Source organism: Streptomyces sp. MH60, from assembly GCF_002939385.1.
Taxonomy (GTDB): Bacteria; Actinomycetota; Actinomycetes; order Streptomycetales; family Streptomycetaceae; genus Streptomyces.
Genome location: NZ_MULI01000004.1, coordinates 170,521 through 184,933, shown reverse-complemented (window position 1 = coordinate 184,933; position 14,413 = coordinate 170,521). Strand labels below are relative to the sequence as shown.

The window sequence follows — 14,413 nt, the reverse complement described above, 5'->3', positions numbered from 1 at the left end:
GGTGTGCCTCCGCGCTGGCGGCCCTGGCCGGTGCCCGATGCTGCTTTCCCGAGGCCGCTGGACGAGGCTTTGTCCTGCGTGGGCGCGACGACTGCGGAATTGCACGCCCGCGGGGGCAGAGCGTCAGTAGGCGATCTCCCCAGTACCCTCGCTCGACGACACGCCTTTGAAAACCACCCAAACGGTCTTGCCGACAACTTCCTGGGTGACCCCCATGTCGTCGGCAACCTCCCGGGCAAGCCGTAAGCCGCGCCCAGAACATGCCTCCGGGTGGGCCTCCCGGACGTCGATGTCGAGTTGCCGGTCGCCGCTGTCCCGCACCGCGAGGCGGATCACCGAGCCGTCCAGCGTGAGGCTCACGCAGTACTCCCTGCCGGGCGGCGCTCCGTGGAGGAGCGCGTTGGTGGCCAACTCCGAAACGCAGAGCGTTATGTCGTCCAGTCGATCGGTGCGACCCCAGCCCGTCAGAACCTGACGAACGAAGGCACGGGCGTCGCGCACCGAGGCGCGCGAGCGTGGGAACCGACGGCGTCGCGAAAAGGACACGAGAGGCCACCTCACGGAGTTGGGGGTGTCCGACGAATGGCTACCTTATCGCTTTTCGTGAAAGGTGGCTAGGTGGCAGGATGATGAAGAACACCCGGGCGAAGTCGCCTAACGTTGGCCCCCGATGGGCGTAGCGTCGGCCGCAAGGAGGGCCTCATGAGTGCGAGCAGTTGGGTCAGCACGTCCCTTCCGTATCTGACGCCGCAGGAGAAGGGTCACGGCGACGCCTGGAGCGCGGAGGCCGAGGCGCAGGGCCGCCGGGGAACCCAGCGCATCCTGCATGCCGGCGAGGTGGCCGCGCCCGTCGAGGTGGCGAAACTGTTCGGCATCGCAGAGGGGGAACCGGTCGTCGTGCGTCGGCGCCTGATCCTCCTCGACGAGACGCCGAACGAGCTGACCGACACGTACTACCCGCTGGCCGTCGCCCAGGGCACCGCCCTGGCGCGCACCGCCAAGATCCGCGGTGGTGCCGTCACCTTGCTCGCCGAACTCGGCCACATCGGCGTCCTGGTCCGCGAGGACGTGACGGCCACGATGCCGGACGAGGAAGAGTGCCGGACCCTGGAGACCGCGCCCGATGAGCCGGTGCTGCGGCTCACCCGAGTGACGCTCGACCGCGACGACCACCCGATCCAGGTGGATCGTATGGTGATGCCTGCCCTGCGGCAGAGGCTGCGCTACGAGATCGAGGTCGGATGACCGTGCCCCAGGCGGAAACGGAAGGCGTCGACCGTCGCTCCCTCCATGAGCGCATCGCCGCCGACCTGCGCGACGGCATCATGAGTGGCGAACTGGCGCCAGGCGCGAGCCTCCCCTCCACGGCGCGGCTCAAGGAGCGCTTCGACGCGTCGAACGCCACGGTGCAGAAGGCGTTGCAACTCCTCAAGGAGGAAGGTCTCGTGGTCGGCAGGGCGGGAGCCTCCGTCACCGTCCGCGAGCACCGGCAGCGTACGGTCTCACCGGCCGCACTCACGACAGCGGACCTCTGGCTCACGGAGGCCGCCAGGCACGGCACCCGCGCCCGTAGCGTCCTCCGTGACGTCGCGGAGGTCTGCCCACCCGCCGACGTGCGTTCGGCCTTCGGCCTCCCCGCGAACGGCACGGCACTTCTGCGCAGTCAGACTCTCCTGATCGACGACGAGCCCGCCGAACTGGTCGACTGCTACTACCCGTTGGCCCTCGTCCGGGACACGCCACTCATGGAGCGGCGTCGGATCAAAGGTGGTGCGCCCGCGCTGCTGGCGGAACTGGGGCACCCCGCGCGCCGCAGCGTGGATCGAGTCTCCGCGCGGATTCCGACCCAGGAGCAGTACCAGGCACTCCACCTCACCAGCAGCACGCCGGTCCTGCGCACCCTCCGGGTCGTCCACGGTGACGGGGGCGGTCCGGTCGAGGTGACGGTCCTGGTGAAGGCGGGGCACCTCTACGAGTTGCAGTACGAGTTCGAATCCGGCTGACGGTCAGCTCTCTGGCGAGCCCTCCCCGACCATCAACCGCAGCGCGTCCCGCAGCGCCACCCGCTCCGCCTCCGACAGTCCCGCCAGCGGCTCCCGGGCGAAGCGGAGCGACTCCCGCAGGCCCCGGGCCACCCGGCGGCCCTCCTCCGTCGCCGCCGCGACCTTCACCCGCCGGTCGCCGGGGTCGGGCCGCCGCTCGACCAGCCCGCGCGCCTCCAGCCGGTCCACGATCCCCGTGACGTTCGACGGCTCGCACTTCAGCTTCTGGGCCAGCTTCCGCATCGGCAGCGGCTCCAGCGACAGCAGGCTCAGCAGCTTGGCCTGCGCCCCGGTCAGGGCGCGCTCCGCCGCCGCCTCCTCGTAGTCCGCGTGGAAGCGGGCCACGACCTCGCCGATCAGCTCGACGACTTCGAGGGTGAGAGCGTCGGGTCGGCGCGTGGTGTCGCGTGGTGTGGCCATGGAATCCAGGGTACCCATTTGTTTGACAACCTGAAATGTTCAGTCGCATGGTTGTTTCAGAGCATGAAACATTCTCGGCAGGCAAACCCCGAGCAAGCCCCAGGAAAGGTGCCCCATGACCGACTCCCCCGCCCTCCCCGCCGCCAACCGCGAATGGCACCTGGTCACCCGCCCGGTCGGCTGGCCCAAGCCCGAGGACTTCGCGCTGGTCGAGGCGGAGGTCCCCACCCCGGGCGACGGGCAGGTGCTGGTGCGCAACCTGTACGTCTCCGTCGACCCGTACATGCGCGGGCGCATGAGTGCCGCCAAGTCCTACGCCGCCCCCTACGAGCTGGGCAAGCCCATGCTGGGCGGCGCGGTCGGCGAGGTCGTCGCCTCGAACGCCGAGGGCATCGCCGTCGGCGACCACGTGCTGCACTTCTTCGGCTGGCGCGAGTACGCCGCCGTGGACGCGAAGAACGCCGTCAAGGTGGACCCGGACGCGGCGCCGCTGTCGACGTACCTGGGCGTGCTCGGCATGACGGGGCTCACCGCCTACGCCGGTCTGCTGCGCACGGCCTCCTTCAAGGAGGGCGACTCCGTCTTCGTCTCGGGCGCCGCGGGTGCCGTCGGCAGCCAGGTGGGGCAGCTCGCCAAGCTCAAGGGCGCCTCGCGGGTGATCGGCTCGGCCGGCTCGGACGAGAAGGTCAAGCTGCTCCTCGACGAGTACGGCTTCGACGCCGCCTTCAACTACAAGAAGGGCGCGGTGAGCGAGCAGCTGCGGGCCGCCGCCCCGGACGGCGTCGACGTCTACTTCGACAACGTGGGCGGCGACCACCTGGAGGCGGCCATCGGCTCCCTCAACCTGAACGGCCGCATCGCCATCTGCGGCGCGATCTCCGTCTACAACAACACCGAGCCCGCGCCCGGCCCGAAGAACCTCGCCCGCCTCATCCAGACCCGCGGCCGCATCGAGGGCTTCCTGGTCGGCGACCACTACGACCTCCAGCCGCAGTTCGTCGAGGAGGTCGGCCCCTGGGTCAGCTCCGGCGAGCTGAAGTACCGCGAGACGGTCGTCGAGGGCATCGAGAACAACCTGGAGGCGTTCCTCGGGGTCCTGCGCGGCGACAACACCGGAAAGATGATCGTCAAGCTCTGACCCGTCGGCGAGGGCGGGAGCGGACTTCACTGGACTTCCGGCATGCGGTAGCGTCATTCCGAAATCCGTCGTGATCGTGGGCGCGAGTCACGGCGGACCGAGGAGGAAGACACCCGTATGCCCATCCAGCAGTCCGAAGTCCTCTACACCGCCGTCGCCACCGCCGAGAACGGCCGCGACGGCCGGGTGGCCACCGATGACGGCAAGCTCGACGTCGTCGTGAACCCGCCCAAGGAGATGGGCGGCAACGGCGCCGGCACCAACCCGGAGCAGCTGTTCGCCGCCGGGTACAGCGCCTGCTTCCAGGGCGCGCTCGGCGTCGTGGCCCGCCAGGAGGGTGCCGACATCACCGGTTCGACCGTGACCGCGAAGGTCGGGATCGGCAAGAACGACGACGGCTTCGGGATCATCGTCGAGATCTCCGCCGAGATCCCGTCCGTCGACGCCGCCACCGCGCGGTCGCTGGTGGAGAAGGCCCACCAGGTCTGCCCGTACTCGAAGGCGACCCGCGGCGACATCACCGTGACGCTCGCCTGACACGGACCGGGACCGGGACAGGCACCGGCACCGGGACAGGCACCGGCACCGGAAACGGTCCGGCGCGCCGACCGGTAGAGTGCCGCCCATGCGTGATCTTGGGGCGGGGTTCGGCCACCTTCTGAAGGGCCAGCGGTGGGTGGCCCGGCACGGCCGGAGCTACGGCTTCGGGCTCGTCCCGGGCCTGATCACCCTGGTCCTGTACGTAGGCGTGCTGGTCGCGCTCGCGCTGTGGGGCGAGGACTTCGTCGGCTGGGCGACCCCCTTCGCCGACGACTGGTCGAGCCCCTGGCTCGGCCTCTTCCGCGGCTTCCTCACCGCCGTGCTCTTCGCCCTCGCCCTGCTCCTGGCCGTGCTCACCTTCACCGCGGTCACCCTGCTGGTCGGCCAGCCCTTCTACGAGGCTCTCTCCGAGCGGGTCGACCGGGACGTCTCCCCGGACGGCACCGCTCCCGAGTCCGGCCTGCCGCTCTGGCGCGAGCTGTGGATCTCCGGCCGCGACAGCCTGCGGATCCTGGTCCGCGCCGCGGTCTGGGGTGTGCTGCTCTTCGCGCTGGGGTTCATCCCGGTAGTCGGCCAGACCGTGGTCCCGGTGGTCGGCTTCTTCGTCACCGGCTTCTTCCTCACCGAGGAGCTGGCCGCCGTCGCCCTCCAGCGCCGCGGGGTCGAACTGCGCGACCGCCTCGCCCTGCTGCGCTCCCGCAGGATGCTGGTCTGGGGCTTCGGCACCCCGCTGGGCGTGTCCTTCCTGGTGCCGTTCGTCGCCGTGTTCCTGATGCCGGGCGCGGTCGCGGGCGCCACGCTCCTCGCCCGGGAACTGCTGGGCGAGGAGATCCGCGACGGCGCCGACGACCGGTCCGAGTCCGGCCCCGCCGACCCGGCGGTCAGCCCCGGTCGGGCCCCGGGGCACTGACCGCCACGGCCACGATCGCCCGGGTCTGCGCCACGATGTCCAGCCGGTTGCGCACGAACTCCGGGTCGGTGACCGACCCCGTCGCCGGATCGGTGTTCCCGGCCGCGAACTGCAGCACCGGTGTGTGCACGTGCCCGCCCGGCAGCGTGCCGTGCAGCCCGAGCCGGTCCCGCAGCAGCGTCGCGCGGTAGGCGATCTCGTTGGAGAGGTAGTTCCCGCCGCCGCCCTCCCGGGCCGTCGAGCCGGGCGTGGGTCCGTCGGGCCGTACGACCGCCTCGGAGCCTCCCGCCGGGATCTCCGTCACGCTCGTGTTGTCGTACACGGGGAAGCGGCCGGTGTCCGCGGCCGTGATCGCCGCGTACGGCAGCGTGGTCGTCGTCCACTGCGGCTGCGAGGCCGGGTCGGCCACGGGGACCGTCTCCGTGCGGGAGACGTTGTCGTTGTCCGGGAAGCCGCCCCGCCAGGCCCCGTTGGTCCGCTCCACGTCGAACCGCCCGACCCGGCCCTGGCTCACGGTGGTGAACAGGTCCACCCGCGGCAGATACGGCCGCAGCGCCCGCTCCACCGCCCCCTCGGCGAAGTCCCGCCAGCGCACCGGGAACACGGCCGTCTCCACCCGGGCGGGACCCTCCGGGGTGTCGATCACCGTGCCGTCCAGGGCCAGCGCGACGGCGCCGGACGGGTTGGAGATCCGGATGTCCCGGTCCAGCGTGAACGGGTCGAAGCCGGTGAGCAGCACCCGCTTCACCCCCTTGCCGTGCCCGCCGCGCGGCAGTCGGAGGTCGCTCTGGCCGCGCGAGGCGCGCTCCAGCTCCGTCAGCAGCACGGCCCGCTGCCGCTCGCCCAGCCCGAACCCGGGCTCCCAGGTGCGCAGTTCCCGGGTCATCCCGAGCCGCGCCCAGTACAGCGGCCGGTCGTCGTCGCGGCTGAGGTCCCCGCGGGCCGGCCCGCGGCCCTGCACCCGGTCCACCGCCCGCCGCCACAGCGCCGCGCCCTCGCGCGCCACGACGGCACGCGCCTCGCGGTAGGAGTCCGCGCGCCCGAGCCCCCGGGCGAACGCCGGTGCCACCGCGGCGAATCCGGAGCGCCGCAGGATCTCCCGCGGCACGTCCCCGTCGAGCCGCCGCTCCTCGACGGTCGGCGCGGGCGCGGAGTCCGCCGGGGGCGCCGCCCCGGCCGCCGTCGCCGTCGTGGGGGCCGCGAGTCCCGCCATCAGGGCCAGTCCGAGTACACCGATCCGAACACGTATGGGTGACAAGGGAGTCCAGGTCCTTCCGTCGCCGTGGGGTGCTGCCGGAACGGCGGCAGTATCGCGTGGCGGAAGGGGTACGCGCCATGGCGCGTGGCCGACCGACTCGTGGCCGTTTGTGAAGGCTTCGTACGAACTCCTGATCGGACACCCGATCGCCGACCGCCGGATCACTGAGGCGATTAACGTCTGATCCGGGACGCCCGCGAGCGCGTCCCCCGTGAACAGCCCCGGCCCGGGACCTGACGGCCGGGCCGGGGCTCAGCCTCCGGGCGGCCTACCGGCGTACCGAGAAGCCGTACACCGTCTCCGAGCGGAACACCTCACCCGGCCGCAGCACCGTGCTCGGGAAGCCGGGCCGGTTCGGGGAGTCCGGGAAGTGCTGGGTCTCCAGCGCGACGCCGTCACCGGGCGCGAAGGGCTCGCCCAGGTGGTCGGCGGTGTACAGCTGGAGGCCCGGCTCGGTCGTCGCCACCGTGAGCACCCGCCCCGACGCCGGGTCGTACAGCTCGGCGACCTCCTCGGCGGTGCGGGTCACGCCCTTGTCGAGGACGAAGTTGTGGTCGTAGCCCGAGCCGATCTTGCGCGCCCGCCGGAAGTCGAAGCGCGTGTCCGTCACGTCGTCGAGGCCGCCCGTCGGGATCAGGCCGGCGTCGACCGGTGTGATCCGGGAGGCGGCCAGCCGCAGTTCGTGCCCGCCCGCGTGCCCGGAGCCGCCCAGGTTGAAGTAGCTGTGGTTCGTCGGGTTCAGCACCGTCGGCGCGTCCGTGACCGCCTCGTACACGATCCGCAGCGCGCCCGAGCCGTCCAGCGTGTACGTCGCCGACATCTCCAGGCGCCCCGGGAAGCCCTCCTCGCCGTGCGGGGAGACCCGGCTCAGCCGGACGCCGTCCGCGACCGCCCGCACGTCCCACACACGCTTGTCGAAGCCCCGCGCGCCGCCGTGCAGCGAGTTCGGCCCCTCGTTGGGCACCAGCGCGTACGTCCGGCCGTCCAGCGCGAAGCGCCCGCCCGCGATCCGGTTGGCGTACCGCCCGACCAGCGCGCCGAAGTAGGGCTCCGGGTGCGTCACATAGCCGTCCAGGTCCGCGAACCCCAGCACCACGTCGGCGGTGTCACCGTCCCGGTCCGGCACCTCCGCCGACTGCACGATCCCGCCGTACGACAGGACCCGTACCCGTACGCCGGCCCGCTCCAGGGTCCAGCGGTGTACCGGGGTGCCGTCGGAAAGTGTGCCGAAGAGTTCGCTCATGTGCGGAACTCTAGGACACGCCCAGGTCAGCGGCCGGATCAGGGACTCTTCGCGGTGACCGCGCGGTAGGCGATCTCCGCCAGCCGCGCCTGGCCGTCCACACTCGGGTGGAACCAGTCCCAGTGGCTCAACTGGTCCGTGCCGAACCGGTACGCGTGCACCGCGCCGTCGTCGGTGCGGCACCGCCGGTCCTTCGCGCAGACCTCCCGCAGCACCTCGTTGTAGTCCTCCACCCGGTCCCGCACCGTGTTGCGCCGCAGGGTCGCCGCCGAGTCCATGGAGTCCGCGTCGCCCAGCATCGACGGACACAGGCCCAGCTTCCACACCTGCTTGCCCAGCGCGTTGGTGCGCCCCTGGGACCACAGCCGCTTCAGGTCCGGGATGCTCGACACGTACACCTGCGCCTTGGGAAGCTTCTCGCGCAGGGTGGCCATCGCCTCCTGGAACTGGGCCCGGAAGTCCGCCACCGGCGTCATCGCCGAGGTCGTGGACCGGCACGCGTCGTTCGCCCCGGCCATCACCGCCACCAGCTCCGGACCGCGCCGCGCCGCCCGCGTCACCTGGGCGGTCAGATCCGCCATCCGGGCCCCGGTCACCGCGTAGTTCCAGCTGTGCCCGGCCGCGTCCGCCTTCCCCAGCAGCCGTACGGCGAGCGAGTCGACCTTCGCGCTGCTGCCGGTCGCCCACGACACCTCCGGGCAGTCCGACAGCACCGCGCAGGCGTCGAAGCCGCGCGTGATGGAGTCGCCCACGGCGGCCACCGACTCGGGGCTCGTGTCCCAGGCCGGGGCGGACTTCGACCGCTGGGACGCGCTGCCGGAGGGGGCGGGGGAGTCGCCGCCCGCCGCGTCGCAGCCCGCCACGCCCAGGACGGCGGCGGTCAGGACGGCGAGCGCGACCCGCGCCCGGCGACGCCCGTACCGCGTCCCCTGGTCCGTCCCTCGACCCATACCGGTCCCACCCCTCGCCTCGTGCCTCCACCGTGCTCAACCCATGACACCCCGCGAGGGTTCCCGAGGGCGGCGATGCAACGTCTCACACCCGTACAAGCGTCCTGCCGGGTGAATGGCGGAGGTTTGTCGGCGGCGGGACCGACGGTACGTCACACTCCTTGTCCCGTCGCACGGTAGCCTCGCCATGAACGTGGCCCGCCCGGTCACGGCCGTTCCACCCCGTTCCGAGATGTCCCGCTCAGCCCGGAGGTTCCGGTGACGACACGTGGAGTCCTGTACGTGCACTCCGCGCCGCGCGCGCTCTGCCCGCACGTCGAGTGGGCCATCGCCGGGGTGCTCGGCACCCGCGTCGGCCTGGACTGGATCCGGCAGCCCGCCGCGCCCGGCACCTGGCGCTCGGAGTTCTCCTGGCAGGGCCAGTCCGGCATCGCCTCCAAGCTCGCCTCCGCACTGCGCGGCTGGCAGCTGCTGCGCTTCGAGGTCACCGCGGAACCCTCCGCGAACGCCGAGGGCGAGCGCTACAGCTGCACCCCGGACCTCGGCATCTTCCACGCCGTCACCGGCATCCACGGCGACATCATGATCCCCGAGGACCGGCTGCGCGCCGCCCTGGTCCGCTCCCAGCGGGGCGAGACGGACCTCGAGTCGGACCTCGCCAAGCTCCTCGGCAAGCCCTGGGACGACGAACTGGAGCCCTTCCGGCACGCGGGCGAGGGCGCCCCGGTCCGCTGGCTGCACCAGGTGGTGTGACCCCCGCCCGCCCCGCTCCGCCCGGTCCGCGCACGCGTGAAGGGCCCCCACCGGCCGGTGGGGGCCCTTCACGCGCGTACAGGGGTCGCTCAGACCGACCGGAAGGCGAGCACCACGTTGTGGCCGCCGAAGCCGAACGAGTCGTTCAGCGCGGCGATACGGCCCTCGACCGGCAGCTTGCGGGCCTCGCCGCGGACGATGTCCGCGTTGGCCTCGGCCTCCGGGTCGAGGTTCTCCACGTTGATGGTCGGCGGCGCCAGCCGGTGGTACAGCGCGAGCACGGTCGCCACGGACTCCACGCCGCCCGCGCCACCGAGGAGGTGACCGGTCATCGACTTGGTGGCGGAGACCGCCATGTGGTCGACGTCGTCGCCGAGGACCTTGCGCAGCGCCTTCAGCTCGGCGATGTCACCGGCCGGCGTCGAGGTGGCGTGCGCGTTGACGTGCACGATCTCGGCCGGGTCCAGGTCGGCCCGGTCCAGCAGGTTCTGCAGCGCGGCGGAGATGCCGCGGCCCTCCGGCTCCGGCTGCACGATGTCGTGGCTGTCGGCGGAGATGCCCTGGCCGACCGCCTCCGCGTAGACGCGGGCGCCGCGCGCGGCGGCGTGCTCGGCGGACTCCAGGACCAGGACGCCGGCGCCCTCGCCGAGGACGAAGCCGTCGCGCGCCGTGTCGAAGGGGCGCGAGGCACCCTGCGGGTCGTCGTTGTTCTTGGACATCGCCATCATGTTGCCGAACGCGGCGATGGGCAGCGGGTGGATCGCCGCCTCCGTGCCACCCGCGACGACGACGTCGGCGCGGCCGGTGCGGATCATCTCGATGGCGTAGCCGATGGCCTCGGCGCCCGAGGCGCAGGCCGAGACCGGCGTGTGCACGCCCGCGCGGGCGCCCACGGCCAGGCCCACGTTGGCCGAGGGGCCGTTCGGCATCAGCATGGGGACGGTGTGCGGGGAGACGCGGCGGACGCCCTTCTCCTTCAGCACGTCGTACTGGTCGAGCAGCGTGGTCACGCCGCCGATGCCGGAGGCGATGACCGCACCGAGCCGGTCGGGGTCGACGTGGGCCCCGTCCTCGGCGGGGCTCTCGCCCGCCTTGCCGACGTACCCGGCGTCCTTCCATGCCTCCTGCGCCGCGATCAGCGCGAACTGCGCCGAGCGGTCCAGGCGGCGGGCCTGCGGCCGCGGGATGACCTCGGAGGGGTCGACGGCGGCCGGCGCGGCGATGCGGACCGCCTGGTCGGCGGCCCACTCCTGCTCCAGGGGCTTGGCTCCGGACCTGCCGGCGACCAGGCCCTCCCAGGTCGAGGCTGCGTCGCCACCCAGCGGTGTGGTTGCGCCGATACCGGTGACGACCACGGTGCGATTGGTCGAGCTCACGGGAATTCTTTCTCCAACGGGATACGGATTCGTACGGCGCCACCGCCGGGTGGCGGGGCAGTCTGCCCGGATCTGCCCGATACTCGGGTTATGCCCGAGTATCGGCGGATCAGGCCTGGTGGTCGAGGATGTACTTCGTCGCGTCGCCGACGGTCTTGAGGTTCTTGACGTCCTCGTCCGGGATCTTGACGTCGAAGCGCTCTTCGGCGGCGACGACGACCTCGACCATGGACAGCGAGTCGACGTCCAGGTCGTCGGTGAAGGACTTGTCCAGCTGGACGTCCTCAACCGGGATGCCGGCGATCTCGTTCACGATCTCCGCGAGACCGGCGACGATCTCTTCCTGAGTGGCGGCCATGGTGGCGCTCCTTCTTTGTTGTCCAGAGGGTGTGGCGGCCCGCCGCGTCGGCGGCAGGCGGTGCTGCTCTCCGTTCCGGACCGCGTGATCCGGCACGGAGTGCCTAGGGGAGGGTAACGACCGTCGCGGCGTAGACGAGACCCGCCCCGAAGCCGATGACGAGCGCGGTGTCGCCGCTCTTCGCGTCGCCGGTCGCCAGGAGCCGCTCCATCGCGAGCGGAATCGAGGCGGCCGAGGTGTTGCCGGTGGTGCGGATGTCACGGGCGACCGTGACGTGCTCCGGCAGCTTCAGTGTCTTCACCATCGAGTCGATGATCCGCACGTTGGCCTGGTGCGGGATGAAGACGTCCAGGTCGTCCGGGCTGATCCCGGCCGCGTCCAGCGCCTGCTGGGCGACCTTCGCCATCTCGAACACGGCCCAGCGGAACACCGCCTGGCCCTCCTGCGTGATCGCAGGAAACTTGACGTTGCCCTCGGAGTCGACGGGGAGTTCGGAGACGTCGCCGGTGGGGGTCCCCCCGCCGGAGCGGGGCCGGAGGTGGGGGAGGAAGCGGTCCCAGGAGACCGTCTGCTTGATCGTTTCGGCCTTGTCGCCCTCCGAGCCCCAGACCGTCGGACCGATCGCCGGCTCCTGGGAGGGGCCGACCACGACCGCGCCGGCGCCGTCGCCGAACAGGAAGGCCGTGGCACGGTCCTCCAGGTCGGTCAGGTCCGACAGCCGCTCGACGCCGATGACCAGCACATACTCGGCCGAGCCCTCGACGATCATGCCCTTGGCCAGGGTCAGGCCGTAGCCGAAGCCCGCGCAGCCGGCCGAGATGTCGAAGGCCGCGGCCTTGTCCGTGCCGAGCCGGTCGGCGATCTCGGTGGCGATGGCCGGGGTCTGGCTGAAGTGCGACACGGTCGAGACGACCACGGCGCCGATCCGCGAGGCGTCGATCCCGGCGTCCGCGAGCGCCTTGCCGGACGCCTCCACGGACATCGCGGCGACGGTCTCCTCGGGTCCGGCCCAGTGCCGGGTCTCGATGCCGGAGCGCGAGCGGATCCACTCGTCGGACGAGTCGATCTTCTCGAGGATCACCTCGTTCGGCACCACCCGGGTCGGACGGTATCCGCCGACGCCGAGGATGCGCGCGTACGGGGCGCCCTTGCTGGGCTTGATCTTCGACATGCTCTCGGGCTCCTTGTCAGGCCTGGGTGTGCTCGGCGACGAGCTCGCGGGCCGCGTCGAGGTCGGCGGGGGTCTTCAGGGCCAGCGTCTTCACACCGGGCAGGGCCCGCTTGGCCAGCCCGGTCAGCGTGCCGCCCGGACACACCTCGATGATCGCGGTGACGCCCAGCTCCTTGAACGTCTCCATGCACAGGTCCCAGCGCACCGGGTTGGCGACCTGGCCGACGAGCCGGTCCAGCACCTCGGTGCCGGCGGCGACGGTCCGGCCGTCCTTGTTGGAGACGTACGTCACCTTCGGGTCGGCCGGCGTCAGTGCCTTCGCGGCCTCGGCGAGCTTGTCCACCGCGGGCGCCATGTGGTGGGTGTGGAAGGCACCGGCCACCTTCAGCGGCACGACCTTGCGGACGCCTTCGGGCTTGTCCTCGTTCAGCGCGGCCAGTTGCTCCATGGTGCCGGCCGCCACGATCTGACCGGCGCCGTTCATGTTCGCCGGGGTCAGGCCGAGCTTCTCCAGGTGCGCGACGCTCACCTCGGGGTCGCCGCCGAGCAGCGCCGACATGCCGGTCTCGGTCACCGCGGCGGCCGCGGCCATGGCCAGACCGCGACGGCGTACGAGGGTCAGCGCGGCGGCGTCGTCGAGGACGCCCGCGAAGACGGCGGCGGTGATCTCGCCGACGCTGTGGCCCGCGACCGCGCCGGGCGCGCCCGCCGCGGTCACGGCAGACGAGTGCGTACCGAGTGCCGCGGCGGAGAGGAGCCCGGCGGCGACCAGCAGCGGCTGGGCCACGGACGTGTCTCGGATCTCGTCCGCGTCGGCCTTGGTGCCGAAGTGGGCGAGATCGAGTCCGATGGCGTCGGACCACGCGGCGACGCGGTCCGCGGCGCCGGGAAGGGCGAGCCAGTCAGTCAGGAAGCCGGGCGTCTGGGCGCCCTGGCCGGGAGCGACGAGTACGAGCACTCTCACACTCTCTCTTGAGGACGGCCACGACCGCCCGTGGGGACAGGGACGAAGAACAAGGGCGGGTTTTGTGGACCCTGCACAAAATCCTAGAGCGGCGGATCTCCGTCGGCCAGACGCCCCAGGATGAGCGCGATCCGCAGTGTGAACGCAGACCGTACATCAGAGGGCGACCATCCGGTGACGTCAGTCACACGTCGGAGCCGGTAGCGCACGGTGTTCGGGTGAACGAAGAGCATCCGGGCGGCACCTTCCAGACTGCTCGCCTGTTCGAGATAGACGCTGAGCGTCTCCAGGAGCGCCGCCCCCGCCTCCTCCAGCGGTCTGTAGATCTCCTCCACCAGTTGCTCACGGGCCGAGGGGTCCGAGGCGATCGCGCGCTCCGGCAGCAGATCGTCGGCGAGCACCGGGCGCGGCGCGTCCTGCCAGGCGGTGCACGCCTTGAGCCCGGCCGCGGCGGCCTGCGCGGACCGGGTCGCGGCCTGCAGGTCCGGCACCACCGGCCCGGCGACGACCGGCCCCTGTGCGAACGGCCCGATCAGCGACTTCGCCACCGCCAGCGGGTCGTTGCGGCCCCCCGCGATCACCACCAGGCGGTCGCCGAGCACCCCGGTCAGCACCTGGAGCTTGGCGTGCCGGGCCGCCCGTCGGATGGCCTCCACGGTCAGCTCGGAGTCCCCGTCGGGAGCGGTGCCCAGCACCACGCACACGTGCTCCGGCGAGTTCCAGCCGAGGGCGGCGGCCCGCGACACGGCCCCCTCGTCGGCCTCCCCGCTGAGCACGGCGTTCACCACCAGCGACTCCAGGCGCGCGTCCCAGGCACCGCGTGCCTCGGCGGCCTGCGCGTACACCTGGGCGGTCGCGAAGGCGATCTCCCGGGCGTACACCAGCAGCGCCTCGCGCAGCACCGACTCGTCACCGGGGGCGGCGACCTCGTCGATCGCGGACTCCATCACCTCGATGGTGGTCCGCACCATCTCCACGGTCTGCCGCAGCGTGATCGCCCGGGTCAGCTCGCGCGGCGCGGTGCCGAAGACGTCGGTGGAGATGGCCTGGGGCGCGTCCGGCCGCCGGAACCACTCGGTGAACGCGGCGATGCCGGCCTGGGCGACCAGCCCGATCCAGGAACGGTTCTCCGGTGGCATCGCCCGGTACCACGGCAGCGTCTCGTCCATGCGCGCGATGGCCTGCGCGGCCAGCGATCCGGAGGACTGCTCCAGCCGCTTGAGCGTCGCGGTGTGCGAGTGGGCGGGCTGGGCGGGGGCGTCGGGCTTGCCGGTTTCGGGTTCGGGCACG

General features: G+C 72.0%; 16 protein-coding genes. 6 read left to right on the top strand and 10 right to left on the bottom strand.

From position 1 onward, the window contains the following. Nucleotides 1–123: 123 nt before the first annotated feature. Entirely contained in the window at nt 124–546 is a 423-nt protein-coding gene (locus tag BZZ08_RS05590; protein ID WP_104630999.1) for an ATP-binding protein, read from the bottom strand. Nucleotides 547–702: 156 nt separating this feature from the next. On the opposite strand from BZZ08_RS05590, the gene BZZ08_RS05585 reads away from it, so the two are divergent. Together BZZ08_RS05585 and BZZ08_RS05580 are read left to right on the top strand one after the other, a co-directional pair. Beyond that, nucleotides 703–1,245, top strand: coding sequence for a GntR family transcriptional regulator (locus BZZ08_RS05585; RefSeq protein WP_104630998.1), 543 nt, complete (start codon nt 703–705; stop codon nt 1,243–1,245). Then, nucleotides 1,242–2,003: a GntR family transcriptional regulator gene (locus BZZ08_RS05580; protein WP_104630997.1), complete on the top strand. Its 762-nt coding sequence runs from the start codon at nt 1,242–1,244 to the stop codon at nt 2,001–2,003. Before BZZ08_RS05585 ends, BZZ08_RS05580 begins: the two co-directional genes overlap by 4 nt. 3 nt (nt 2,004–2,006) lie before the next feature. On the opposite strand, the gene BZZ08_RS05575 is transcribed toward BZZ08_RS05580, so the two are convergent. Further along, the gene (locus BZZ08_RS05575; protein WP_030181251.1) at nt 2,007–2,462 is read right to left on the bottom strand and encodes a MarR family winged helix-turn-helix transcriptional regulator; all 456 of its coding nucleotides are present in this window, start codon (nt 2,460–2,462) and stop codon (nt 2,007–2,009) included. A 115-nt stretch (nt 2,463–2,577) separates the two neighbouring features. On the opposite strand from BZZ08_RS05575, the gene BZZ08_RS05570 reads away from it, so the two are divergent. The 3 genes from BZZ08_RS05570 to BZZ08_RS05560 all read left to right on the top strand — a co-directional run bounded on the left by BZZ08_RS05570 (nt 2,578) and on the right by BZZ08_RS05560 (nt 5,050). Continuing rightward, nucleotides 2,578–3,600: an NADP-dependent oxidoreductase gene (locus BZZ08_RS05570; protein ID WP_104630996.1), complete on the top strand. Its 1,023-nt coding sequence runs from the start codon at nt 2,578–2,580 to the stop codon at nt 3,598–3,600. A gap of 117 nt (nt 3,601–3,717) precedes the next feature. Beyond that, nucleotides 3,718–4,137 carry an organic hydroperoxide resistance protein gene (locus BZZ08_RS05565; protein ID WP_104630995.1) on the top strand — a complete coding sequence of 140 codons (420 nt, stop codon included), beginning with the start codon at nt 3,718–3,720 and terminating at the stop codon, nt 4,135–4,137. Nucleotides 4,138–4,225: 88 nt separating this feature from the next. Next, on the top strand, nt 4,226–5,050 hold the full coding sequence (locus tag BZZ08_RS05560) for an EI24 domain-containing protein (RefSeq protein WP_104630994.1): 825 nt from the start codon (nt 4,226–4,228) through the stop codon (nt 5,048–5,050). Here the strand turns inward: BZZ08_RS05560 and BZZ08_RS05555 are convergent. The 3 genes from BZZ08_RS05555 to BZZ08_RS05545 all read right to left on the bottom strand — a co-directional run bounded on the left by BZZ08_RS05555 (nt 5,022) and on the right by BZZ08_RS05545 (nt 8,501). Then, nucleotides 5,022–6,263 carry a pyroglutamyl peptidase gene (locus BZZ08_RS05555; RefSeq protein WP_104630993.1) on the bottom strand — a complete coding sequence of 414 codons (1,242 nt, stop codon included), beginning with the start codon at nt 6,261–6,263 and terminating at the stop codon, nt 5,022–5,024. The two genes, BZZ08_RS05560 and BZZ08_RS05555, sit on opposite strands and share 29 nt — an antisense overlap. A 313-nt stretch (nt 6,264–6,576) precedes the next feature. Next, nucleotides 6,577–7,551, bottom strand: a complete 975-nt coding sequence (locus BZZ08_RS05550; RefSeq protein ID WP_104630992.1) for an aldose epimerase family protein — start codon at nt 7,549–7,551, stop codon at nt 6,577–6,579. A gap of 38 nt (nt 7,552–7,589) precedes the next feature. Continuing rightward, nucleotides 7,590–8,501: an SGNH/GDSL hydrolase family protein gene (locus tag BZZ08_RS05545; RefSeq protein ID WP_104630991.1), complete on the bottom strand. Its 912-nt coding sequence runs from the start codon at nt 8,499–8,501 to the stop codon at nt 7,590–7,592. Nucleotides 8,502–8,759: 258 nt separating this feature from the next. On the opposite strand from BZZ08_RS05545, the gene BZZ08_RS05540 reads away from it, so the two are divergent. Further along, a complete protein-coding gene (locus BZZ08_RS05540; protein ID WP_104630990.1) occupies nt 8,760–9,254 on the top strand; it encodes a DUF3145 domain-containing protein in 495 nt (164 codons plus the stop codon). A gap of 89 nt (nt 9,255–9,343) precedes the next feature. Here BZZ08_RS05540 and BZZ08_RS05535 read toward each other — a convergent pair whose 3' ends face one another. The 5 genes from BZZ08_RS05535 to fasR all read right to left on the bottom strand — a co-directional run bounded on the left by BZZ08_RS05535 (nt 9,344) and on the right by fasR (nt 14,412). Then, the gene (locus BZZ08_RS05535) at nt 9,344–10,630 is read right to left on the bottom strand and encodes a beta-ketoacyl-[acyl-carrier-protein] synthase family protein (protein WP_104630989.1); all 1,287 of its coding nucleotides are present in this window, start codon (nt 10,628–10,630) and stop codon (nt 9,344–9,346) included. A 109-nt stretch (nt 10,631–10,739) separates the two neighbouring features. Beyond that, nucleotides 10,740–10,988 (bottom strand): acyl carrier protein, encoded by a 249-nt coding sequence (locus tag BZZ08_RS05530; RefSeq protein WP_052842858.1) that lies wholly within the window; start codon nt 10,986–10,988, stop codon nt 10,740–10,742. Nucleotides 10,989–11,091: 103 nt separating this feature from the next. Next, entirely contained in the window at nt 11,092–12,159 is a 1,068-nt protein-coding gene (locus BZZ08_RS05525; protein ID WP_104630988.1) for a ketoacyl-ACP synthase III, read from the bottom strand. A 16-nt stretch (nt 12,160–12,175) separates the two neighbouring features. Further along, nucleotides 12,176–13,117 (bottom strand): ACP S-malonyltransferase, encoded by a 942-nt coding sequence (locus BZZ08_RS05520; protein WP_104630987.1) that lies wholly within the window; start codon nt 13,115–13,117, stop codon nt 12,176–12,178. An 89-nt stretch (nt 13,118–13,206) separates the two neighbouring features. Further along, a complete protein-coding gene (fasR, locus tag BZZ08_RS05515) occupies nt 13,207–14,412 on the bottom strand; it encodes a fatty acid biosynthesis transcriptional regulator FasR (RefSeq protein WP_104630986.1) in 1,206 nt (401 codons plus the stop codon). Nucleotide 14,413: the final 1 nt, after the last annotated feature.